Genomic DNA, 24,259 nt, shown 5'->3' on the forward strand with positions numbered 1-24,259 from the left:
TTTGATAATGCTTTTCCGTTTTGTTGGATTTTACAAATAAATCCAAGGTTAATTTGCTAACATCTACTCCAATAAAAACTTTTTCCATAACTTTGATTTTAAGATTTTAAAGAGAAACTTATCTAGAGCTCAACTCCTTTATAATGGGTTTTAAACCCGAATTTCTATCTGAGTTTATGATAAGAAGTGTTTAAGTCTAAATCGAAGTATGAGCCACAACTCTGAGTAAATATTAGTTTACTTAAACACTTTTCTCTTTATCTTAAAGTTATCTCTTTTCTTGTTACAAATCTAAAGGAATAAAAATCTGAAAGATTTTGTATCGAGAAGCTTTAATAATAAGAAAATTAACTTGTTTTCGATACAATTTTCTTCGAAAACCACTCAAGGTGACGTTAATTTTCTTATCCCGAACTCAGGTTAATCTAAGTTTCAATAATATTTAAATAAAACTATTTTGTTTTTTGTGGTTTTAAATGAAATTTTAAATTTTAAAAAATGAAAATCTATAATCACGATTCTTTTGATAAACCGCAACGTCAGTACGAAGAAGACGTTTTGGTTTTGGAAAAAGAAGACGAAGTCTATAAGTTGGTGTTGTACAATGACGATGTTAATACATTCGATTTTGTAACAGATTGCCTTATTGAGATTTGCAAACATACCTTAGAACAAGCCGAACAATGTACAATATTAGTGCATTACAAAGGGAAATGTACAGTGAAAACTGGCGATTTGGATTTGTTAAAACCAATGAATCAAATGTTGTCCGAACGCGGATTAACCTGTGAAATTTTATAAAAGAATTTAATTTTTAAACATAAAAAAGTCCCGAACAATTCGGGACTTTTTGTTTTATAAATCAGGAAGTTTGATTGTGTTGGTTCGGTCTTCAATTTTATAATTGAGTGCTTTTGCGAGAACAAAAATCTCGTTAAGATTATCGATTAATTGTTTGTTACCTTCTTGTTTTAGTTTGGTATAATCAATGTTTTTCTCCATGTTTTTCTTCGCAGAATCCATAATGCCGTTGATGTCAGCTTGGCTAAAACGGTTGATCGCGTAATCGTCCATAAAGTGGATTTTAACATCAGGAAAAACCTTGATGTCCGCTTGTGGAAGCGCGTCAATCACCAATTTTTTGTTAACTGTGTCGACATCAATTTTCATCTTTTTTAAGTCATAAGAAACCTGTGCTTTTGCTGTTGTATAAAGCACCATTTCTTTAGGCAAGACATCATAACCGCCAATCGAAAAAGCCTTGCTTTTATGCGTTTGGAAACTAGAAAAATCCTGTTCCATAACCACCATTTTGTTCATTTTGGTGATTTGGTTGGTCAGTAGATAATAATCTTTGTTGATGACGGCGCCTTCTTCTTTGTGGCAGCCTTTCCACGCTAATAGACAAAAAATGGTTAGAAGAATTCCAACCACAAAAGATAATATTGTATTAATATTTTTCATTAACCTCTGGTGCTAATTTGGTTTGACCTTTCTTTTTTAAAATATTTAAGAGATCTTTTTCCAAGAATCCAGATTCAGGATATTCAATAATTCTGCCAACTTCGTTTCCATATTTTTTAACGATAAAAGTTGGTACTCTTTGGATATTAAAAAGTCCTTCTTCACCGTTTGGAGATTCTTTTTTGCGATTAACAGTGATAATTTGGATTTTGTTATGATTGACACCTGCTGCATCCATAATCTTCATAAAACGAGGGAACTCTCGATGACTATCGCCACACCAAGTTCCTAAAAATACGATGTAAGAATAACCCGAAACCTTCTCTTTTTTAAGCGCTTTTAAGCTTTCTTCATCTATTTTGTAATCGTTGTATTCTTTGTCATACCAATCCGAAAACGGTTCTTTTTTAAACTGTTCCAAAGTCTGTTCACCTAATAACATTTTGCCGTCAGATTGTGTGTCAACTTCGCGGTTAACGACAACTTTTTGTGCGAAACAACTTTGCATGCTTAATGCTAAAGCACCAAATAACATTAGTTTTGAAATTGATTTTATCATCTTTTTGTTTTTTTTAATTAAGATAGAAGAGACTTAAGGTCAGCAGGTGAGTAGTTGATACTTTTCAAAACTTTGTTGTCTTCTTTGCGATAAACATTAAATTTTTCGCCTGATTTTTCGAAGAAAACATCAACACCTTTGTCTTGATAATTTTTAACTGTTGCTTCTGCTTCTTCCTCTGTAGAACAAGCTTTTGACATGTTAGAACGTTGCACCTCGTCGAAAAGTTCCACAAATTTGTCACCCATCCCGAATTCTAAAACTGCACCAGAAAGTACATATTGAAGATCACAAAGTGCATCTGCAATTTCTACCAAATCATTATCAGCAATCGCTTGTTTTAGCTCGTTAAGTTCTTCTTGTAAAAGACTAACTCTTAGATCGCAACGTTCTTTTGACGGAATTTGTGGCGTATCCAGAATTGGTGCTTTAAAGGTTTTATGAAATTCTCCTACTTGGTTCAAGCTATCTATTTTGTCCATTTTTTTATAAAAGTTTAAGCAAATATAATGATTAAGGTGCAAAGAAAAAGACCGAAACAATTTTCCGGTCTTTATTTTTATTTAAAATCTTTTGGTTTTAGTTTACAATCATAGAATCATAAATTAAAACTCTTTGATCAAAAATGTATTTCTATTTTGTGATATCTCTTCCGATAACCAATCTTTGGATTTCTGAAGTCCCTTCACCAATTGTACAAAGTTTAGAATCTCTGTAGAATTTCTCAGCAGGGAAGTCCTTCGTATAACCGTAACCACCGAAGATTTGTACCGCATTATTAGAGATTCTTACACAAGCTTCAGATGCATAAAGTTTTGCCATTGCGCCTTCTTTAGTCATTGGTTTTTTAGCCATTTTTAAAGTTGAAGCTCTTTGGATCAAAAGTTCAGAAGCATCGATTTCTGTTGCCATATCAGCTAACATAAAGTTAATCGCTTGGAATTCTGAAATTGATTTCCCGAATTGTTGTCTTTCTTTAGCGTATTTAAGAGCGGATTTGTAAGCGCCTCTCGCAGTTCCTAAAGATAAAGCAGCGATAGAAATTCTACCACCATCCAAGATTTTCATCGCTTGTTTGAAACCTTCTCCAACTTCGCCCAATCTGTGAGAATCTGGTACACGTACATTATCAAAAATAAGCTCAGCTGTTTCTGAAGCACGCATTCCTAATTTATTTTCTTTTTTACCAGAAGAGAAACCTGGCATTCCTTTTTCTAAAACGAAAGCTGTAGAATTATTTTTAGCGCCTTTTTCTCCTGTTCTTGTCATAACAACAGCAATATCACCAGAAATTGCATGTGTGATAAAGTTTTTAGCACCGTTGATAACCCACTCGTCACCATCTTTAACCGCAGTTGTTGACATACCTCCAGAGTCAGATCCTGTGTTATGCTCTGTAAGTCCCCAAGCTCCGATAACTTTACCAGAAGCTAGTTGTGGAAGCCACTTCATACGTTGTTCTTCGTTCCCGAATTCGTAGATGTGGTTAGTACAAAGAGAATTGTGTGCTGCTACAGACAGTCCAATTGATGGATCAACTTGAGAAATTTCGTCTAAAATTGCTACATACTCGTGATATCCAAGTCCAGAACCTCCGTATTGTTCAGGAATAACAATTCCCATAAAGCCCATTTCGCCTAGTTGATGAAAAAGATCTTTTGGAAAAGTTTGACTTTCGTCCCATTCCATAATATTTGGGCGGATATTTTTTTCTGCAAATTCTCTAGCCGTTTCAGCGACCATTTTTAAACTGTCGATAGTATTGTCCATATTAATTTTTTGAATCCCAAATATAACTCAATTTAGAAAGGAGACAAAATTTTTCTTTTTAATGCTTAAGTTTTAGTTTATTAAAGTATTAGTAGTTAGTTTATTAGCTTTTAATAATATATTAATAATGTGTTTCAGTTTTCCAATAGATAATTATTTATCTTTAACGCCCTATAATTTTAGAGTATGAAAAAACTTTATTTTGGATTATTAATTCTACCAAGTTTGTTTTTTGGTCAAACAGGTGATTATTACAATGGTACCGAAAATCTTTCTGGTTACCAATTAAAATCAAAACTACACGACATTATTTCTGCCAAACCTATTAGCTGGAATTATGGTGATTTGCAAACTTTCTATGCGACGACGGATGTAGATCGTTATTACGAAAAGGATGGAAGTTTGTTGGATATGTATTCTGAAATTCCGACTGGTCCAGATGCTTATGTATACAATTTTAGTCAAATGATTGGCTCTGCTAATGCCGAAGGTCTTGGCTGGAATCGTGAGCATGTTATGCCTCAAAGTTCCTTCAATAGCAATTATCCAATGTATTCGGATTTGTTTTTTGTGATTCCGACGGATGCAAGAATCAATCAGTTGAGAAGTAATTATCCGTACGGAATAGTGGGATCAACAATTTTTCATACTTTTACGAATACTTCAAAAATTGGGAATAGTGCAGTACCAAACGCAACTTACACAGGTCGAGTTTATGAACCAATTAACGAATTTAAAGGTGATATAGCTAGGTCTTTACTTTATTTTGCTGTTCGTTATGAAGGCAAGTTGGGAAATTTTAATTTTGATACAAACGCAGATCCTACAAAAGATCAAAACCCTTTGAATGGCAGCGAGGAGCAAGCTTTTGAAAAATGGTACATCCAGATGTTGATTAATTGGCATAATCTAGATCCTGTTTCGCAAAAAGAAATTGATCGTAACAATTACGTTTATCAAATTCAGAAAAATAAAAATCCTTTTATCGATCACCCAGAATGGGTTAATTCAATTTGGAATCAAACTGTTGCGACAACTGCGCCACAAGCGGTTTCGGATTTAGTAACAACCAAAACTTCTGCGTATTTTGCTAGTTTGCAATGGATACCAAGTCAAGATCCAACGGTTATCGGTTATGAAGTTTACCAAGACGGAACGTTAATCGGTAAAACTTCTTCTAATAAATATGTTGCCAATCGTTTAACACCATTAACGACTTATAACTTCAGCGTTATTGCATATAATAATGCTTATTTGAAAAGTCCGCAAAGTAATATGCTATCAACCACGACTTTGGAAAATGATGCCTACGCCAGCGATTTGATGATTGATAAATATATCGAAGGGACGTCTAATAATCGTGCTTTAGAAATTAAAAACCTTACTGGACACGATATCGATCTCAAAAATTATCGTTTATCTGCGCAATATAAAAGTGGCGCAAACTACTATTTTGAAAAACCATTAGAACTAGAAGGAATTTTGCCACATGGGGAAAGTTTTGTAGCAATTAATCCTAATGCAACTTTGTCGTGTTATCCAACGGAAAATGCAAGATTCCAATCGGCGTCGCCAGCTTTGACATTTTCGGGTTACAATTATGTAGAGCTTAACTATAAAAATTTCCCTGTTGATGCGATTGGTAATAAAGGGATTGATAATACGAATACGGATAAATCTTTGTATCGTTTGGCAAGTGTTAAAAATCCGACCAAAACTTATGATGTCGCAGAATGGCAATCTTATCCAAAAGATTATTGTCAGAATTTAGGATCTTTGGCGACACAAGATGTGAGTTTGTTGGCAAATACAAGCATCTATCCAAATCCAGTTTTAGATATTTTGAATGTTAAATCAGATCAAATTATTGTCAATTTCCAGATTCTAGATTCTATGGGAAGATTGGTGAAATCAGGAACTTTGAATGCTAAAAATGCTTCAGTAAATGTTGCTAATCTGTCTGCTGGTGTGTATTTCTTAAAATTGGACGACAAAGTTCAGCAGTTTATCAAGAGATAAGCTATTTCGCTAATATGTGATAAATATAAGTTATTTTGCTAATATTTATTGATTATAATGTTTTTCACTAATATTTTAATTTATAAGCTTTTTGTATTATATTTTAAAATATTAGCGATTTTTATTATATTTGCATTATGAAAGCGGTCATCACAGGCGATATAATTGACTCTCAAAAATTCGGGGCAGAAGTTTGGTACAAAGCTTTGCAAGAGATTTTTGAAGGGAAAACTTCGCAAGAGTGGGAAAACTACCGCGGTGACGAGTTTCAGTATCTTATTCCAAATGCTGAAGATGCTTTTTTAGAGTTTTTAAAAATAAAAGCAGGCATCAAAAAAATCCAAGATTTAGACGTTCGTATCTCGATTGGTTTGGGTGATCAAAATTTTGTTGCTGATAAAGTGTCACAAAGTAACGGCAGCGCTTTTGTCAATTCTGGACGCAATCTCGAACGTATAAAAGCCGAAAAAATTAATCTTCACATCGCTTCAGAAAAACCAGAACTTGATGCTCAACTTAACCTTATTTTTAAATGGGTGAGTTTAACCGTTGATAGTTGGAGTGTGATGTCGGCAGAAATCGTTGATTTGTTTTTGAATAAAAAAGACATCAACCAAGACGAAGCTGCGAAGCAACTTAACTTGACACAATCCTCCATTAGCCAACGTCTAAAACGCGCTAACTACGATCTTTTGATGGAAACCGAAGCTTATTATCGACAACTAATCTCTCAGCAAAAATGATTTTTTTACCACTCATATTGGCTCATTTACTCGGAGATTTCGTCTTCCAGCCAAATGCGTGGGTTAAGGATAAAGAGCAAAAAAAACTAGCAAGTCCATATTTGTACATTCATGTGTTGTTGCACACAATTTTGAGTTTCGTATTTCTTTGGAATCTTAATTATTGGTGGGTTGCATTGGTTGTTGGCGTAACACATTTTGTGATTGATGCTGCAAAACTTCAGTTTCAAAAAACTAAAAATAAACGATTATGGTTTTTCATCGATCAATTTTTACATATTGCAGTAATTGTTGCTTTGAGTTTAATCATTAAACAAAATATAGATTGGAGTATTATCTTTAATGAAACCAATCTCAAACTATTTACAGCAGCTGTTTTCCTAACGACGCCTTGTTCCATTATCATTAAATTACTGATAAGTTTTTGGACGCCCAATCCACAAGATAAAGATTCGGTTCAGACAGATTCTTTAGCCAACGCAGGGAAATATATTGGGATTTTGGAACGATTGATGGTTTTCGTTTTTATAGTTGTTAATCATTGGGAAGGTGTGGGTTTTATGATTGCTGCGAAGTCGGTTTTTAGATTTAGCGATTTGGCACAAGCTAAACAACGGAAACTGACAGAATATGTATTAATAGGGACTTTATTAAGTTTTGGAATCGCAATTTTAACGGGAATTTTGGTTCAGATTTAAACCAATTATTTCCGTAAATTTGTATAGAAATAAATTAAAAGTAAAAAAGTAAAAAGAATAAATGGAAAAGAAAGAAATGCTTTATGAAGGTAAAGCAAAACAAGTTTTCGCAACAGACAAAGCTGACGAAGTAGTTGTAAGATACAAAGATGATGCAACAGCTTTCAATGCACAAAAGCGTGGTTCTTTCGCTAGAAAAGGCGAATTAAACAATGCTATTTCAACTTTAATTTTCGAATATTTAGCAAAAAATGGAATCCCGACACACTTTATCGAAAAGCTTGGTGACATCGAGCAATTGGTGAAAAAAGTGGACATTATTCCGTTGGAAATGGTGGTGCGTAACTATGTTGCAGGAAGTATGGCGCAACGTCTTGGTGTCGAAGAAGGTCTTAAATCGCCAGTAACTATTTTTGATCTTTGCTACAAAAAAGATGAGTTGGGAGATCCGCTAATCAACGATCATCACGCTGTATTTTTGGGCGCTGCATCTTATGATGAACTAAAAGAAATGTACGCTTTAACGGACAAAATCAACCAATTGTTGATTGCTCTATTTGATAAAATGAATATTATCCTTGTCGATTTTAAAATCGAATTAGGAAAAACTTCGGACGGGAAAATTGTTTTAGCAGACGAAATTTCACCAGATACTTGTCGTCTTTGGGATAAAGATACGATGAAGAAGTTGGACAAAGACCGTTTCAGAAGAGATCTTGGAGAAGTTACAGAAGCTTACGAAGAGATATATGATAGATTACAAAAAGCAGTTAATTCATAAGTTCTATAGAAATTAAAAAATGAATTTAGAATTTCAAAACTTCAGTTCGTTACCAAAATATGCGTTTCAGAATCGCTATAACGAATTCGAAGAATTAAAAAATCAAGAACCAGAAGCTGGCGCTTACCCATTTGACAAAATGGAAGAAGAATGCGGGATTTTTGGTTTGGTTTCCGACGAAAATACAGACACATTTTCGTTATCACAATTTGGACTTTTTGCATTGCAACATCGTGGGCAAGAAGCTTGTGGTATTACTGTTGGTAATGATGGGAAAATGTATTCTATAAAAGATGAAGGTTTGGTTTTGGACGTTTTTAAAACCATCGAAAATCCCGAAACTTTCATGGGAAATTGTGTTATCGGTCATACGCGTTATACAACAGCTGGCGACAAAAAGAAATACAATTATCAACCTTTCTTTGCAAAGAACGAATATGATCAAATTATCTTATCCATCGCACATAACGGAAATCTGACCAATGCCAAACAACTTAAAAAAGAGTTGGAAGAAGAAGGTGTGGTGTTCCGTGCGACTTCGGATTCTGAGGTTATTTTAAGATTAATTCAGAAAAACCTAGATCTTGGACTTCGTGGTGCGATTAAAGCAACGATGGAAAAGATTGAAGGTGCTTATTCTGTAGTTGGCGTTACTCGAAATAAATTCTTTGCGTTCCGTGATTTTAATGGTATTCGACCTTTAGTTTTAGGAGCAATCGACGAAAAAACTTTTGTTGTTGCTTCGGAATCTTGCGCTTTGGATGGCGTTGGTGCGCAATATGTACGTGATATTCTTCCAGGCGAAATCGTGTATACCAGCGATAACGAAGAAGGGCTTCAATCTTATTTGGTTAAAGAAAACTGCACAAATAGAATTTGCTCTTTCGAATATATTTATTTTGCACGTCCTGACTCGATGTTGGAAGGCATCAATGTGCACGAAGTTCGTGAGAAATCTGGTATGAAAATCTGGGAACAAGCGCCTGTTGAAGCGGATGTTGTGATTGGTGTTCCAGATTCTGGCGTTCCGGCGGCGATTGGTTTTGCAAAAGCTTCGGGAATCCCTTTCCGTCCAGTGTTGATCAAGAATCGTTATATCGGGAGATCATTTATCATTCCGTCGCAAGAGATGCGCGAGCATTATGTGAATCTTAAACTCAACCCGATTGTTTCCGAAATTAAAGATAAACGTGTTGTGATTATCGACGACTCGATTGTTAGAGGAACGACGTCAAAACGTTTGGTTAAAATTCTTAAAAAAGCAGGTGTTAAGGAAATTCACTTTAGAAGCGTTTCGCCACCAATTATTGCGCCATGTTTCTTAGGAATTGATACGCCGACGAAAGATGATTTAATTTCTGCAAACATGACCAAAGATGAGCTTAGAGATTATCTAGAAGTCGATAGTTTGGAGTTTTTGTCTGTTCCTAATTTGCAAGATATTTTAGGATCTAAGAATCATTGTTTCGGATGTTTCACAGAAAAATATCCTGTTGAAAAACCAGTAGAAGAAGATTTATTCCAATAATAAATTTCAGAAATATAACAAAAACAGCGCTTCGATTTTGAGGCGCTGTTTTTTTTGAATTAAGAATTAGGAATTAGGAATTAGGAATTAGGAATTAGGAATTAGCTTTACCTTAAACCTTAAACCTTAAACCGTCAACCAACAACCAACAACCATCACCCATCAACCTCAACCAAGACCTATTTCGTGTACCAACGCATTCTCGTTTCGTATTCGGGTTTTAGTTTTAAAAACTTCCAAATTTTTTCATCATTTGGATATGTTGTTCTGTAGAAGATAATTTTGTCCGCTGAATATTTGAAGTAAGGATGATTTTTCAACCATTCTTCAGGCGCTTCAACAAGCGTGTGTTTTTGGACATCATCTGTTGAAAATTTACAAGTGTTTATCAACTTTTGCATGAGGTCTTTGTCGATGTTGTAAGTGTCAAGCATTTGTTGTGTGTTCATAAATCCGCCAAGTTTTTTACGAAAACCAATAAAACTTCCTGCTGCTTTTTCATCAAAACCAAATTCTATCAGTTGTTTAAAAGTAATTTTATTTAAGTCTAATTTCGAGAAGTCAGTTTCTTGTTTTACAATAATTTTTTCAGAATTTGTTGTTTTAAAATTATTTGGATTGAGAATAATATAAGCTTTTAAATCATTGAATTTCTCCTCAGAAATCACAAAACACGACTTGAAATCTTCCAAACTGCGAAAACTTCCTTTGAGGTTTTTTTCACGATAATTAACGATAACTTGCGCTTGTTTATCACTAAAACCAAGCTTTTCCCAATCGTCGATTTCTAAAAGATTTGGATCAAAATTTTTGTATTTAATTTCTTTTTTAGTTTGAGTAAAAGCTTTGAAATTTTCAGGCGTTTTTTCAGGAAGAAGTAAATAAGGCTTCATTTGAGAAAACTGTTCATCATTAATGATAAAACAATCTTTAAGCTTTTCTTTTGATACAAAACTTCCGCCGAGATAGTTTTTATATTTTAAAATCGCTGCGGCTTGCTTTTCCGAAAATCCCATGTTTTGCCAATCTTGTTGCGAAAGTTTATCAGGATCGAACTTCCTATTTATATTTAAATTTTTTGCAATTTTTGAGTGGCTAGACTCTTCTTTCGGTTCTTTATTTTCCAACAAAATAAATGCTTCAAGCTCTTTGAATTTTTCTTCTGAGATAGCATAACACTTTTTTAGTTGGTTTTTCGAAACAAAATTTCCACCAACCAAATCTTTGTATTTCAGAATGGTTGAAGCTTGCTTTTCTGAAAACCCCAAGTCTTCCCAATCCTCGATGTGTAAGTCATTCGGGTTAAACGGCGTTATTGATTTTTGTGTCTTCTCGGTTGGTGCAAAAGTCAGATTTTCAATGTTTTCTGAGGATTTAGAAAATTGATTTTTGTAAAAATGGAATGTAATTTGAAGGCTTAAAAGAAACAAACTACTTATTAATAAAGCAATTATTTGTTTCCGTCTCATTTGATAGGAGAATTGCGTTTTCATTTTGTTTGTGTTTACTGTTAAAATTACAATATTTATAGAGAATATTTTACTTTTTTACTTTCTTTTTAATTAAGATTAAATTTAATTATGAATATTTCATTGAAATGCTTGTAATGATTTAAAATAAAATTTACAAACACCAAAAAATAAAAAATTATGAAAAAGTTAGTATTTGTCCTCGCTTCTCTTGCACTTGTTGCGTGTAAAGAGGCGAAAAAAGAAGAGTCGGTAGAAAGTGCATCAAGTTCTGAGGTTACAAAATCTGAAGAGAAAGCTCCTGATGATACCGCAACACCAAAAGTTGAAGCGCCTATTTCGTTAAGTACAAAATCTTTAGGAGGAGAGGTGATTTCTGTAATTAAAGCTAAAGTTATTGGTAAAGTTTTGTATGTTGAACTAACTACTAAAGCGGAGAATGCAGATGCGGGGAACACATCACTTCATGTTATTGATATTGGCGAAATTAATTATGTTGATGATGCTGAAGCAAAAAAACATGACGTTCTAAAAGATGATGAAGGTGTGTATCAAGCTTCACCATTGCAAACTTCGGGTTCTAGTAGATTGCAGTTTTCAACAAAGTATAAGGCGAGGGAAGTTTTAGTTAGTTTAAAATTTGCTGCACCGCCAGAAACAAGCAAAACGATTACGTTAAATATTCCAGATTTTGGTTCGTTTGACTCCATTCCAATAACACGATAGTCATGAGGTTTTCATATATATTAGCAATGTCTACTTTAGGTTTTATGGCTTGTACTAAAACTGAAAAAACTACAGTTGTTATCAAATCAGATTCTGTCCAGCAAAATGTTTTGACGGAAAACCAAAGCGAAATTGTTGGCGAAACAAAACCGACGACTACAACGGAATCTTCTGACAATGGAGGAAGTAGTTTGACGGGAAGTGTTAGCAACCTTAATATTAAAATAAATTTGTCTGCCGATCAATTATTTGATTTTGATAAAGCGGTTTTAAAACCTGAAGTTGACGTAGAATTGCAAAAAGCATTTGACGATATCAATGGAAAAACAGAAGCCAATGTTTTGGTTGTAGGTTACACCGATGCAAAAGGTTCTGACAGTTATAACAAAAGATTATCGGATCAACGAGCGATGGCAGTTAAAAAATGGTTAGAAGATAAAGGTCTTAAAAATCAAATTTTAACAGAAGGAAAAGGTGCAAAAGATCCAATAGCACCTAATACGAATCCCGATGGATCGGATAATCCTGAAGGACGAGCAAAAAATAGACGGGTAGAAATAAAAGTAACCACACAGAAATCTATTTAATTTTTAAACAAAAATGCTAACCAAAAAGTTAGCATTTTTTTTATTCAGGAATCGTGTCTAAAGATTTTTTTAGCTTTTTAAGTTCAGCTTTTACAAATTCTAAGCGGTCGATTATACTTATAGTTTCAGAAATTTTGGTATTCGTTGTTAACGCGATGCGTGCTCCGTCCAACGTATAGCCTTTTTCCTTCACCAAATGGTAAATCATCTTTAAATTTTTGATGTCTTCAGGCGTAAAATATCGGTTTCCTTTTTTATTCTTTTTGGGTTTAATAATAGGAAATTCTTGCTCCCAATATCTTATTAAAGAAGTATTTACGTCGAAAGCTTTTGCAACTTCGCCAATAGAATAATAAAGTTTGTCCGGTAGATTAATTTTCATGAAACAAGTAAATAATTACAAAATTAAGAAAATTTAATAAGCAATTTCCATTTTTACTTTCTTGCCTTTGAGTTTTTCGTTGGCTAGTTTTTTAATTAAATCTTTTATTTTCTTTCTAGAAATTGCAACGTAGGAAGTCGTGTCTTTCACTTCAATTAAACCAACGTCATCCTTTTCTAATTCACCTTTCTTCATCAAATAACCAACAATATCTACTTTGTTGATTTTATCTTTTTTTCCTGCGCTGATGTACAAAGTTTCAAACGGTGTTGCGGCTGGAATTCGAGTTTCGTCATTGACATTAACAACTGGAATATCTTTTTCTAAAAAAGGAAAATTATCGCCTTCTTTCATAATTAAATAGGCAAAACCTTTCGCGTTCATACGAGCTGTACGTCCGTTTCTATGAATAAACGCATCTTCTTTCGCAGGAAGTTGATAATGAACAATAGATTCCACTTCAGGAATATCCAAACCACGAGCTGCCAAATCTGTTGTAATTAAAATTCTCGCCGAATCATTTCTGAACTTCAACAAAGAACGTTCGCGTTCGTCTTGCTCCATTCCGCCGTGGAAGGTTTCTCTTTCAATTCCCTTTTCACGTAAAAGTTCGGAAATTCTATCAACAGCTTCACGGTGATTACAGAAAATCAAGGTTCTTTTATTTCCGATTTTACAAATCAAATGGAAAAGTGTATCCAATTTATCTTCGGCTGTTGTCATCACTTTTTTGAAGTGAATATCAGGTTTTGCTTCACCCAATTTCAAAAAGTCGATGTATTTTTCGTTCTGCAAGCCTGTAAAATCTGGAATTTCTTCCATCGCAGTTGCAGAAGTTAGGATTCGTTGTGAAAGATTTTCCAAAGTCGAAATAATAAAACTCATTTCCTCTTGAAAACCAAACTCCAACGATTTATCAAATTCATCCAAAATCAAGGTCTTGATGCTTGACGGATCGAAATTATTTTGTCTTAAATGATCGGCAACACGACCAGGCGTTCCAATCAAAAGAGCAGGAGCTTCAATCAGATTGTTAGCTTCAATCTTTTTGTCGTGACCACCATAACAAACGGTCACTTTAAAATCTGTTTTCATGGCTTTAAAAACTTGCTCAATTTGCAAAGCCAATTCACGCGCAGGAACCAAAATTAGAGTTTGAACACCTTTAGTTTTCGGTTTTAAATTTCGAAGAACGGGAAGCAAGAAAGCTAATGTTTTTCCTGATCCAGTCGGCGAAAGCAAAACAGTATCTTGGTTGTTTTCCGTCGTTTTGTATGTTGATTTTTGCATTTGATTCAGCTCCTGAATCTGCAAGTTTTTAAGAATAGATTCTAAATTCATGCTGCAAAGATAAGGTTTCGTGTTTAGTTTTAAGTTTAAGCTTGAAAGTTTAATGTTTTCAAACCGAAACAAAAAAACTTAAAACATTAAATAAAATATATCCTCATGTCAATAAAAAATTGTATTTTTGCACCACTTTTTATGGAGTGATTTCAGCGAGGTAAATGATTATAAATTAACATCTTCCGAATTTCTTTAGTCCATTTTAGCTGAAACTAAAAAGAAATAGGAATACAAATTAAAATTAGAATTATGTCAAAAGAGACAAATTCAGCAGAGGTTTTATTAAACCAAAACGTAGCACCAGAACAATTTGATTGGGATTCTTTCGAATCAGGTCTTAACGCAGAAGACAGATCAGAGAAAAAAGAATTAGAAGAAATCTACAATGGTTCTCTTAACGATCTTGCAGAAAACGACGTTATCGTTGGTAAAGTTGTAAGATTGACTGATAAAGAAGCTATCGTTGATATCAACTTCAAATCAGAAGGTGTAATTTCTCTTAACGAATTCCGTTACAACCAAGGTCTACAAGTAGGTGACGAGGTTGAAGTAATGGTTGACAAAAGAGAAGACAAAACAGGACAATTACAATTATCTCACAGAAAAGCTAGAACGCTTAAAGCTTGGGATAAAGTTAATGAGCTTCACGAAACTGGAGAAATCGTTAATGGTTTTGTTAAGTCAAGAACTAAAGGTGGTATGATCGTTGACGTACACGGTATCGAAGCATTCTTACCAGGTTCTCAAATCGATGTTAAGCCAATCAAAGATTACGATCAATACGTTGGTAAAACAATGGAATTCAAAGTTGTTAAAATTAACCCTGAGTTCAAAAACGTTGTTGTATCTCACAAAGCGCTTATCGAAGCTGATATCGAAGGACAGAAAAAAGAAATCATCGCTCAACTTGAAAAAGGTCAAGTTCTTGAAGGTACTGTTAAGAACATTACTTCTTACGGTGTATTCATCGATCTTGGAGGTGTTGATGGACTTATCCACATCACTGACCTTTCTTGGTCTAGAGTTAACCACCCATCAGAAATCCTTGAAGATGGACAAACAGTTAAAGTGGTTATCCTTGACTTCGACGATGAGAAAACAAGAATCCAATTGGGTATGAAGCAATTAGAAGCACACCCTTGGGATGCTCTAGATGCTAACCTAAAAGTTGGTGATAAAGTTAAAGGTAAAGTAGTTGTTCTTGCTGATTACGGTGCTTTCGTAGAAATCGCTCCAGGTGTAGAAGGACTTATCCACGTTTCTGAAATGTCTTGGTCAACACACTTAAGATCTGCAGGTGACTTCGTGAAAGTTGGTGATGAGGTTGAAGCAGAAGTTTTAACTCTTGACAGAGAAGAAAGAAAAATCTCTTTAGGTATCAAACAATTATCTAAAGATCCTTGGGAAAATATCGAAACTAAATATCCAGTAGGTTCTAAGCATGTAGGAACTGTAAGAAACTTCACTAACTTTGGTGTATTCGTAGAGTTAGAAGAAGGTATCGACGGTCTTATCTACATCTCTGATCTTTCTTGGACTAAGAAAATCAAACATCCATCTGAGTTCTGCAACGTAGGAGATAAGTTAGATGTTGTTGTATTAGAATTAGATACTCAAGCTAGAAGACTTTCTTTAGGTCACAAACAACTTCAAGAAAATCCTTGGGATAAATTCGAAACTAAATATGCTGAAGGAACTGTACACACTGGTACTGCAGTAGAAGTTCATGATAAAGGAGCTTCTGTACAATTCGAAGATGCTGAAGTTGAAGCATTCTGCCCATCAAGATTATTAGAGAAGGAAGACGGATCTAAAATCAAGAAAGGAGAAACTGCTGAGTTCAAAGTAATCGAATTCAACAAAGAATTCAAGAGAGTAGTTGTATCTCACACAGGTATCTTCAGAGACGAGGAGAAAAAAGCTGTAAGAGAATCATCTAACAAAGCAGTTGCTGGATCTTCTAGCAACGAAGAAAAATCAACTCTTGGAGATATCGACGCTCTAGCAGAATTGAAAAAGAGAATGGAAGAAGGTAAATAATCCTTAATCCACTTTTAAATACTAAGCCGCTTCAGAAATGAAGCGGTTTTTTTGTGGGATGTTTTTAGGATTCAAAAAATAGGCGTAATTTTGTCGCCCTTTGTTTTTAAATATCAAAAAGACATTGGATTAAAAAGAAATTATGCAACAGAATAATGTTTTGAAAGGTGTGATCTTAGTAGGACTAGGAGCCAGCTTTTATGGGATGTTGGCCACTTTTGTTAAGTTGGCTTACAAAGAAGGGTATACAACAGCCGAAGTAACAACCTCTCAATTTGTTTTGGGGATTTTAGGGATGCTATTATTAAATCTTTATCAGGCTAAATTTTCTAAAAAAGCTTATCCAAGCATCACTGCAGTTGATAAAAAGAAGTTACTGCTTGCAGGGACTTCCATGGGATGTACCAGTTTGTTTTATTATCTAGCGGTACAATATATTAATGTTTCGGTGGCGATTGTGCTATTGATGCAATCGGTTTGGATCAGCGTTGTTATCGAAGCTTTTATTAAAAAAGAATTACCAAGTCTTCGAAAAATGATTTCTGTCGCAATTGTACTTGCGGGGACACTTTTGGCAACCAACATTATCAATCAGGATATTGCAATGGATTGGCGAGGAATTATGTGGGGATTGTTAGCTGCATCGTCGTTTGCTACAACAATGTTTGCTGCTAATACGATTGCAACCTATGCGTCGCCACTTCGTAAAACTTTATTCATGCTTTGCGGTGGAGGGATTATTGTAAGTTTGTTTTTATTCTTTGGCCAGATTGGACCTTATTATTTTGATGGATTAAAGGCTTTTTATTCTAATTTTTCGGATAATCCTGCTAATATCCGAGCATTTGACTTTAGTATTTTTATTAAATATGGTTTGATTTTATCTTTGTTTGGAACAATTTTACCACCGATTTTATTTAATTCAGGCTTTCCAAAAGCCGGGTTAGGATTGGGAAGTATTATCAGTTCTATGGAATTACCAGTTTCTGTTGCCATGGCGTTCATTCTTTTAGATGAAAAAGTAGAAGCCATCCAATGGTGCGGAATTGCAATGATACTATTTGCGATAGTCTTAATGAATCTACCGCAGAAAAAACTAAATTAATAAGCTTTTGCTTTAAATATTATGAAATTCGCTCGTTTTTACTTGCGAATTTTTTTGTTTCTAAAATTTTGATTATCCTTGCAGTCCTAAATTTAAAATAATTTTATGAAAAAAGTTTTATGTTCTTTAGCAGTCGGGATTGCTGCTTTATCTTTTAGTCAAATTAACGATAACCAAGGTTTTGAAGTTGATAATGGAAACTATAGTAATGTTAGTTTTTTTAGAAGTAAAACAACACCAGTTTGTGAAGGCTCTTATGCTCTTATCCGTAGTTTTTGGAGCGGTGGAAAAGTTGGTTCTACGACTTTTTCATCATTTTCGTCTAATGGAGCTTCAATTACTGTCGATTTCAAATACAGAACTTACCTATTGGGTACTTCTGGGAAAGTAGAAGGAAGTATGAAAGTAGAATATTCTGCCGATGGTGGTACAACCTATACAGAGATAGGAAATTTTACTTTGGATAAAGTGATAACCTGCACAACTTTTTCTTACCAGATTCCGCAAGGTGAGGTGCCTAAAAATGCGGGTTTCAAACTTCGTGTTTCTGGAGAGCAAGCTGGGACAGGGGATTTCTATTTAATACTTGATGATTTTAAAATTTCCCAAGGTACTTTAGCGGTTTCTGATGTTGCTAAAAATGATGTTAAAATATATCCCAATCCAGTCAAGAATATGTTAATCATTAATTCTTCTTCAAAATTGACAGAGGCGAAAATTTCCGATTTCTCTGGTAGGTTGATAAAAGCTGAAAGTTTGAAAGATAATAAAATCGATGTTTCTTCTCTTAAAGCAGGAAGCTACATGATTACAGTAACCGACGAAAATTCTAAACAAACGACTTCAAAGTTCGTGAAGAATTAACACTAAATAATAAAGGCTGTCAATTGACAGCCTTTTCGTTTTATAATATCAAAATTAGAATTTATAATTCAATCCAACTTGGAAAGTATTATTTCTGTTTGTATGTTTTTCGTTATTAAGTGACGTTTCGCCGTCTTTGTTAATATCGGTGAAACCAGCAACATATCTCGCATTAATACCAATATTTTTATTGAAGTTAAATCCAAGACCAAGACCAGCTCCCATGTTAAAAGAGTTGAAATTATCCTTATCTAGATCTACCGTTTGCGTGTTACCGTTAACTTCACCTTTCGCTTTAGAGCTTACTAAGAATCCAAACTCAGGTCCTGCCTCTAGGTAGAATTGTGGCGTTGCATTAAACTGGAACATAACAGGTACTGTGATGTAATCTAACTTTAGTGTAGCAGACGCATTATCTGTAAAGTTAACTTTTGATCCCATTTGGCTATACATAACCTCTGGTTGAATACTGAATTGTTCTGATAAAGGAGCATTCATGAATACACCAGCGTTGAAACCTACTTTTGATTTTGTATCCTCGAATCCATCTTTAGATATTGATGAAATGTTAGCTCCCGCCTTGATACCGAATTGTTGTGCGAATGACATTGATCCTACTACAACTGCTAATCCTACAAATAACTTTTTCATAATATTAAATTTTTAAATTTCAATTTTAAATTTTGTTTTACGCCAAGAGTACTTTCAAATACTTTGCCAAAATCTTTATTTATTTCGAAATTTAATTCAATTATTCTTCATTATTTGTTAAAATTTTGAGTTTAAAATATTGATATTTAATGGGTTGTAATTTGTTTACAAAAATGTCAAAAACACTCGAATTTTAGTTGAAAATGATCCCAAATTTTGACTAATTTTTTAAGTTTTTGTAAAAATCTAAGGCTGAAATTAGCTTAGATTCGCTTACTTTTTGATCAAAAACACCAATTCCTATACCTTCGATTAATGAGAAATTGATGTTGCCATCCGTATTTTTTTTATCATTAAACATCAGCGCCAAAATATCTTCTTCTTTATATTGAGAAATATCAACATAAGGGAAAAACTTCCTGATATTATTGATGATTTCTAAACTTGTTTCTTCAGTTATTAATTGATTTAGGTAAGATAAATGCGTCTCGATAATCATGCCCAAAGCCACAGCTTCGCCATGAGGAAGTAATTGATTATTGGCTAAGTAAAGACTTTCGATGGCGTGACCAACGGTGTGTCCGAAGTTTAGATTTTTACGAATATTCTGTTCTTTAAAATCTTTTTCGACAACGTCTTGTTTTATTTCTGTACTTCTAAGAATGTAGGGTTCAAGGTTATTTTCGGATAGTTCTGTTATATTAATTAGATCTTCCCAATGTTTGGCATCTGCGATAAGACCATGTTTTAGCATTTCAGCAAAACCACTCCTAAGTTGGATAAAATCTAATGTTTTTAAAAATTTAGGATAAATAAAAACCTGCTCACTTTCTGCAAAAGTGCCAATAATATTTTTTAAAAATTGATGATCGATTCCAGTTTTTCCACCGATGGAAGCATCACACATCGCTAATAAACTTGTCGGAATATTGATGAATTTAATTCCTCTTTTATAAGTCGACGCCACAAAACCGCCCATATCAGTGATAACACCCCCTCCAAGATTGATAACCAAAGCTTTTCTATCAGCTTCAAACTCGGAAAGGATTTCCCAAAGTTGAACTGCCGTTCCGATATTTTTATGTTCTTCACCAGCTTCTATTTCGATAATCTCAAACGGAACATTGGTTTCCATATTGGCAAGCAAAGTAGGAAGGCAATATTCGTGGGTGTTTTCGTCAACCAAAATGAATATTTTGCTCGTCGAATTGTCATTTAAAAATTGATTTAATCCCGAGAAATCATCATCTAATAAAGTAATCATAAAATGCTTTTTTGCAAAAATATGAGAATTTTCATCAAGAATAGGTTTTTAAAATGTATTATTTTTTGGCTTAATCCAAGTTTTAATGCTTAGGAATGCTTAATTTTGAAGATTCAAATTTTATTCAAGATATGAGTATTTTTAATGATACTAAATTGGCCTTTGCAGATAAAACAGATGCACAACTTAAGAAGGCTTTTTGGATGTTCAAGGCGATCGAAAATCCAAGTTTGACGAGTGTGGGCGTTTCGATGCTTAACTTTGTGGTTAGAAATAATTTTCCTTTTGTTGACGGTATTGTAAAGCAAACTTTGTTCGAACAATTTTGCGGTGGCGAGACGCGTGAGGAAAGTATGAAAGTTGTAAAAACTTTATTCAAACATAGGATAGGAAGTATTTTCGATTACTCTATCGAAGGAAAAGTTGATGAAGAGACTTTTGATGCTTTTTGTAAAGAAATTAAAGATATTGTTCGTTTTTCTGTTGGTAATCCAGCCATTCCGTTTGTGGTTTTCAAGCCGACCGCTTTTGGTAGAATCGACTTATATGAAGAAGTAGGAAAGGGCGCAGAGTTGACGACAAGTCAAAAAGCAGAGTGGGAGCGTGTTGTTAAACGTTTTGATGATGTTTGTAAATTGTGCTACGAAAGCGATAAAAAAGTGATGGTTGATGCAGAGGAAACTTGGATGCAAGGTGCTGCAGATCAACTTTGTGAAGAGATGATGGAGAAGTACAATAAGGAAAAACCAATCGTTTGGAATACCATCCAAATGTACCGAACTGGCCGTCTAGAATATATGGCAGAACATCTTGAAAGAGCGAAGGAAAAAGGCTACTTCATCGGTTACAAAATCGTTCGTGGCGCTTATATGGAGAAAGAAAGAGCGCGTGCTGCGGAAAAAGGCTATCCAGATCCAATCCAACCAAACAAAGAAGCTTCTGATATTAATTACAATGCTGGTATCGACTTTATGATGAATAACCTTGATAGAGTTTCTGCATTTTTTGGTACGCATAACGAAAAGTCAACCGAGCTAATTATGGACAAAATGCAAGCTAAAGGTTTGGAACACGACAATCCGCATGTATATTTTGGACAATTGTACGGGATGAGTGATAATATCAGTTATTATCTTGCGGACAAAGGTTACAATGTTGCCAAGTATCTTCCTTATGGACCTGTGAAAGATGTAGTGCCATATTTGACAAGAAGAGCACAAGAAAATACGTCTGTTGCTGGACAAACTGGACGTGAGCTTGGTCTTATCGAAAAAGAATTGAAACGTAGAAAACAAGCTTAAGTTTTGTTTTAAACATAAATAAATCCTCATCAGTTTTGGTGGGGATTTTTTGTGTTAAATGAGTATATTTATTTTATCTAAGTTTTAAAAATGAAAAAAATTCTGCTTTCTGTTGTTGTCTTATTTTTGTCAAGTCAAATTATGGCACAAAATCAATTCATTCCCAAACCAAAAGAAGTCAAAGTTAATGATGGTTTTTTACAATTATCCAATGATTTTGTTATTCAAAGTATTGATTCAAATTCAGAAGCAGATTATCTAAAAAATCAACTTAAAAAAAATATTGGAAAAGATTTTAAAATTGGGAAATCAGGAAAAATTAGATTAGCGGTTCTTCGAATAAAAGAGCCCTCCGATAAGATGGCAGAATCTTATCGTCTTAAAATCGATAAAAACGGAATTTCAATCACGGCTTACACCAATATTGGAGTTTTTCGTGGTGTGCAGACACTTTTACAATTGATTGAAGAATATCAATCTGATTTAAAACTTCCTTTTTTAGAAATTTCTGACGCGCCCAAATTCGCTTACCGTGGAATGCATCTCGACGTTTGTCGACATTTTTTCACGGTTGAGGAAGTCAAAAAGTATTTGGATTATCTCGCGATGTACAAATACAACAAATTCCATTGGCATTTAACAGACGACCAAGGTTGGAGAATTGAAATCAAAAAATATCCAAAACTAACTTCTGTTGGCGCTTGGCGAAATGGTTCGCAAGTCGGAGCTTATTCTGATATGAAGTTTGATGATAAGAAATACGGCGGATTTTACACACAAGAACAAATCAAAGATGTTGTAAAATATGCCGAAAAATTACATATTGATGTTATCCCAGAAATCGAAATGCCGGGTCATGCGCAAGCGGCTTTGGCGGCTTATCCAGAATTGGGATGTACAAAAGGGCCTCATGAAGTTTGGAAACAATGGGGTGTTTCCGAGGAAATTTTTTGTCCGAAAGAAGAAACTTTTAAGTTTTTAGAAAATGTTTTGGATGAAGTGATGCCACTTTTTCCGTATCAATACATTCACATTGGAGGTGATGAAGCTCCTAAAATTAGATGGAAACAAAGCGAATTCTGCCAGAATTTAATCAAGAAATTGAATTTAAAAGATGAACTCGGTTTGCAAAGCTATTTCATTACGAGAATGGAAAAGTATATCAATTCCAAAGGCAAAAAAATTATCGGTTGGGACGAAATTTTGGAAGGCGGTTTAGCTCCAAATGCAACGGTTATGAGCTGGACTGGAATTCAAGGTGGCATTCACGCTGCAAAAACTGGCCACAAAGCGATTATGACGCCGACTTCTACCAATTATTTCGATTATTATCAAGGAAGTCCAGATACCGAACCTATTGCGATTGGGGGCGATGTGACTTTGAAAAAAGTTTATAATTATAATCCAATACCAAGTGAATTGTCGGAGGAGGAAGGTGAATTCATTTGGGGAACGCAGGGAAACCTTTGGACAGAATATATTTTGGATTTTAAACATGTGGAATATATGATTTTTCCAAGAATGATGGCACTTTCTGAAGTTGCTTGGGGAACTTCAAATCCTTCAGAATATAAAGAATTTGAAAACCGAGTGATTCAGCATTTTAATATTTTAGATAAAAAAGGAATCAATTATTCAAAAGCGATTTTTGAAGTCAATGGAAACGTTTCTGTTAGCAGTCACGGGAAAGTTTTTTATGATTTAAGTTCTGCAAAAGACCCTAAAAATATTCGATATACAACCGACGGAACCGAGCCTACAAATGCATCCAATGTTTATAAAGATATTTTAGAAATTTATAAAACCGGCACTATAAAATCCGCCTATTTTGAAAACGGACAACGCCTAAGTCCTATTACCACTCAAAATTTTAATTTCTCAAAATCGACTGGGAAATTTATTGAATTAGAAAATTCACCTGCCGAAGCTTATAGCACTGGTGGCAAAAATACGTTAGTAGATGGTGTTTTAGGAAATACCAAAAATTATGGCAAAAATTGGTTAGGCTTCAATGGAACCGACGTGGTAGCCACAATCGATTTTGATGATGAAGCAGAGTTTAGTAATTTAAAATTCAATACTTTGGACAGACAAGGAAGCTGGATTTATCTTCCAAAATCGGTAACAATTTCTGTTTCTAATGACGGAAAAACTTTTACAGAAATCAAAAAAGTATCCCAAGACGACATTATTGAAAGCAAAGGAATTATGGATATTTCTTTTCCAAAACAAAAGAAAACCTACATTAAAATTTCCATCCAAAATTATGGATTAATTCCCGACGGACAAGCTGGCGCAGGTAACAAAGCTTGGCTTTTTGTGGATGAATTGTCGGTGAATTAAAAATCAAAAATTTTATCGCTTTTCCCATTTAGAATTATTTTTAACGAAAAGGAATGTTCTAGAATCTTCATTGTCAGATTGATTTCGAAGAATGATTTCGACGCTGTCTTTTTTCACTTTTAATGCTTGAATGTCACGAACAGTTTTCTTGATTTTTAAAGAATCATTATTAAAATGTTGTGTTGTAGTACTAAATTCGTTATTGAAAGCAGTTCCCGTGAAAAGTATTTTTCCATCAATTGTATATTGCTCGTCAAAACCCTTTGAAAGATCGATGAAATAAGGATTTTCTTTAATGTGTTTTTGCTCCTCCAGTTTTTCATTTATAGTCGTTTTACCATCATAACGATCGTCATTTCCGCAAACGCCCAGAATCCTTTGAGTTACTAAAAATAGCGTGTCTTTTGGTGACATTGTTTTAGCAATTTCTTGGATGATTTCACTTTTCAATTGAGTAGAATTTTCAACTTCGGTTTGTTTTAAGTCTTTGGAACCTGAACCGCAAGCAACTGATACAAAAGCAATGGAGAGAAACTTGAACTGTTTTAGAGAAGCTTTGTAAATGTTTAGAAATAAGCATTTCATCATTTTTTAGTTTGGATTAGTAATTTGTTTTATAAT

At 34.2% G+C, this 24,259-nt stretch carries 23 protein-coding genes; 13 read left to right on the plus strand and 10 right to left on the minus strand.

The genetic code is table 11. The features are described from left to right. The first annotated feature begins 498 nt into the window (after window positions 1–498). Complete coding sequence (locus B5X62_RS08160; protein ID WP_079666940.1) at window positions 499–801, plus strand: ATP-dependent Clp protease adaptor ClpS; 303 nt, start codon at window positions 499–501, stop codon at window positions 799–801. Between the two features lie 54 nt (window positions 802–855). On the opposite strand, the gene B5X62_RS08165 is transcribed toward B5X62_RS08160, so the two are convergent. The 4 genes from B5X62_RS08165 to B5X62_RS08180 all read right to left on the minus strand — a co-directional run bounded on the left by B5X62_RS08165 (window position 856) and on the right by B5X62_RS08180 (window position 3,793). Continuing rightward, a complete protein-coding gene (locus tag B5X62_RS08165) occupies window positions 856–1,464 on the minus strand; it encodes a DUF4230 domain-containing protein (protein ID WP_079666941.1) in 609 nt (202 codons plus the stop codon). Beyond that, window positions 1,451–2,023 carry a TlpA family protein disulfide reductase gene (locus tag B5X62_RS08170; RefSeq protein WP_079666942.1) on the minus strand — a complete coding sequence of 191 codons (573 nt, stop codon included), beginning with the start codon at window positions 2,021–2,023 and terminating at the stop codon, window positions 1,451–1,453. Before B5X62_RS08170 ends, B5X62_RS08165 begins: the two co-directional genes overlap by 14 nt. A gap of 17 nt (window positions 2,024–2,040) precedes the next feature. Beyond that, window positions 2,041–2,505, minus strand: coding sequence for a pyrophosphohydrolase domain-containing protein (locus B5X62_RS08175; protein ID WP_079666943.1), 465 nt, complete (start codon window positions 2,503–2,505; stop codon window positions 2,041–2,043). A gap of 151 nt (window positions 2,506–2,656) precedes the next feature. After that, window positions 2,657–3,793 carry an acyl-CoA dehydrogenase family protein gene (locus B5X62_RS08180; RefSeq protein ID WP_079666944.1) on the minus strand — a complete coding sequence of 379 codons (1,137 nt, stop codon included), beginning with the start codon at window positions 3,791–3,793 and terminating at the stop codon, window positions 2,657–2,659. Between the two features lie 186 nt (window positions 3,794–3,979). On the opposite strand from B5X62_RS08180, the gene B5X62_RS08185 reads away from it, so the two are divergent. The 5 genes from B5X62_RS08185 to purF all read left to right on the plus strand — a co-directional run bounded on the left by B5X62_RS08185 (window position 3,980) and on the right by purF (window position 9,562). Then, entirely contained in the window at window positions 3,980–5,812 is a 1,833-nt protein-coding gene (locus B5X62_RS08185; RefSeq protein ID WP_079666945.1) for an endonuclease, read from the plus strand. A gap of 137 nt (window positions 5,813–5,949) precedes the next feature. Next, window positions 5,950–6,555, plus strand: a complete 606-nt coding sequence (locus B5X62_RS08190; RefSeq protein ID WP_079666946.1) for a SatD family protein — start codon at window positions 5,950–5,952, stop codon at window positions 6,553–6,555. Then, complete coding sequence (locus B5X62_RS08195; protein WP_079666947.1) at window positions 6,552–7,253, plus strand: DUF3307 domain-containing protein; 702 nt, start codon at window positions 6,552–6,554, stop codon at window positions 7,251–7,253. Before B5X62_RS08190 ends, B5X62_RS08195 begins: the two co-directional genes overlap by 4 nt. Before the next feature lie 61 nt (window positions 7,254–7,314). Continuing rightward, window positions 7,315–8,034: a phosphoribosylaminoimidazolesuccinocarboxamide synthase gene (gene purC / locus B5X62_RS08200; protein WP_185116714.1), complete on the plus strand. Its 720-nt coding sequence runs from the start codon at window positions 7,315–7,317 to the stop codon at window positions 8,032–8,034. Window positions 8,035–8,053: 19 nt separating this feature from the next. Further along, entirely contained in the window at window positions 8,054–9,562 is a 1,509-nt protein-coding gene (gene purF / locus B5X62_RS08205; protein ID WP_079666948.1) for an amidophosphoribosyltransferase, read from the plus strand. A 179-nt stretch (window positions 9,563–9,741) separates the two neighbouring features. Here purF and B5X62_RS08210 read toward each other — a convergent pair whose 3' ends face one another. Continuing rightward, a complete protein-coding gene (locus B5X62_RS08210; RefSeq protein ID WP_079666949.1) occupies window positions 9,742–11,055 on the minus strand; it encodes a helix-hairpin-helix domain-containing protein in 1,314 nt (437 codons plus the stop codon). Between the two features lie 156 nt (window positions 11,056–11,211). On the opposite strand from B5X62_RS08210, the gene B5X62_RS08215 reads away from it, so the two are divergent. Together B5X62_RS08215 and B5X62_RS08220 are read left to right on the plus strand one after the other, a co-directional pair. Then, window positions 11,212–11,757, plus strand: coding sequence for a hypothetical protein (locus B5X62_RS08215; protein WP_079666950.1), 546 nt, complete (start codon window positions 11,212–11,214; stop codon window positions 11,755–11,757). Between the two features lie 26 nt (window positions 11,758–11,783). Beyond that, the gene (locus B5X62_RS08220) at window positions 11,784–12,344 is read left to right on the plus strand and encodes an OmpA family protein (protein WP_221405224.1); all 561 of its coding nucleotides are present in this window, start codon (window positions 11,784–11,786) and stop codon (window positions 12,342–12,344) included. Between the two features lie 40 nt (window positions 12,345–12,384). Here the strand turns inward: B5X62_RS08220 and B5X62_RS08225 are convergent, their stop codons facing one another. After that, the gene (locus B5X62_RS08225) at window positions 12,385–12,726 is read right to left on the minus strand and encodes a MerR family transcriptional regulator (RefSeq protein WP_079666951.1); all 342 of its coding nucleotides are present in this window, start codon (window positions 12,724–12,726) and stop codon (window positions 12,385–12,387) included. A 33-nt stretch (window positions 12,727–12,759) separates the two neighbouring features. After that, complete coding sequence (locus B5X62_RS08230) at window positions 12,760–14,067, minus strand: DEAD/DEAH box helicase (RefSeq protein ID WP_079666952.1); 1,308 nt, start codon at window positions 14,065–14,067, stop codon at window positions 12,760–12,762. A gap of 252 nt (window positions 14,068–14,319) precedes the next feature. Here B5X62_RS08230 and rpsA point away from each other — a divergent pair, with 252 nt between their 5' ends. From rpsA to B5X62_RS08245, 3 genes are all read left to right on the plus strand, one after another. Continuing rightward, a complete protein-coding gene (gene rpsA / locus B5X62_RS08235; RefSeq protein WP_079666953.1) occupies window positions 14,320–16,110 on the plus strand; it encodes a 30S ribosomal protein S1 in 1,791 nt (596 codons plus the stop codon). Between the two features lie 142 nt (window positions 16,111–16,252). After that, window positions 16,253–17,215 (plus strand): EamA family transporter, encoded by a 963-nt coding sequence (locus B5X62_RS08240; protein WP_079666954.1) that lies wholly within the window; start codon window positions 16,253–16,255, stop codon window positions 17,213–17,215. A gap of 105 nt (window positions 17,216–17,320) precedes the next feature. Further along, window positions 17,321–18,079: a T9SS type A sorting domain-containing protein gene (locus B5X62_RS08245; protein WP_079666955.1), complete on the plus strand. Its 759-nt coding sequence runs from the start codon at window positions 17,321–17,323 to the stop codon at window positions 18,077–18,079. A gap of 54 nt (window positions 18,080–18,133) precedes the next feature. Here B5X62_RS08245 and B5X62_RS08250 read toward each other — a convergent pair whose 3' ends face one another. Together B5X62_RS08250 and aroB are read right to left on the minus strand one after the other, a co-directional pair. After that, entirely contained in the window at window positions 18,134–18,730 is a 597-nt protein-coding gene (locus B5X62_RS08250) for a porin family protein (protein WP_079666956.1), read from the minus strand. A 220-nt stretch (window positions 18,731–18,950) separates the two neighbouring features. Continuing rightward, a complete protein-coding gene (gene aroB / locus B5X62_RS08255) occupies window positions 18,951–19,994 on the minus strand; it encodes a 3-dehydroquinate synthase (protein WP_079666957.1) in 1,044 nt (347 codons plus the stop codon). A gap of 131 nt (window positions 19,995–20,125) precedes the next feature. On the opposite strand from aroB, the gene B5X62_RS08260 reads away from it, so the two are divergent. Further along, window positions 20,126–21,295: a proline dehydrogenase family protein gene (locus B5X62_RS08260; RefSeq protein WP_079667141.1), complete on the plus strand. Its 1,170-nt coding sequence runs from the start codon at window positions 20,126–20,128 to the stop codon at window positions 21,293–21,295. Window positions 21,296–21,385: 90 nt separating this feature from the next. Then, window positions 21,386–23,638, plus strand: a complete 2,253-nt coding sequence (locus B5X62_RS08265; protein ID WP_079666958.1) for a glycoside hydrolase family 20 protein — start codon at window positions 21,386–21,388, stop codon at window positions 23,636–23,638. A 12-nt stretch (window positions 23,639–23,650) separates the two neighbouring features. Here B5X62_RS08265 and B5X62_RS08270 read toward each other — a convergent pair whose 3' ends face one another. Continuing rightward, a complete protein-coding gene (locus tag B5X62_RS08270) occupies window positions 23,651–24,226 on the minus strand; it encodes a hypothetical protein (protein WP_079666959.1) in 576 nt (191 codons plus the stop codon). Window positions 24,227–24,259: the final 33 nt, after the last annotated feature.

It is taken from the genome of Soonwooa buanensis, from assembly GCF_900167905.1.
Lineage (GTDB): Bacteria > Bacteroidota > Bacteroidia > Flavobacteriales > Weeksellaceae > Soonwooa > Soonwooa buanensis.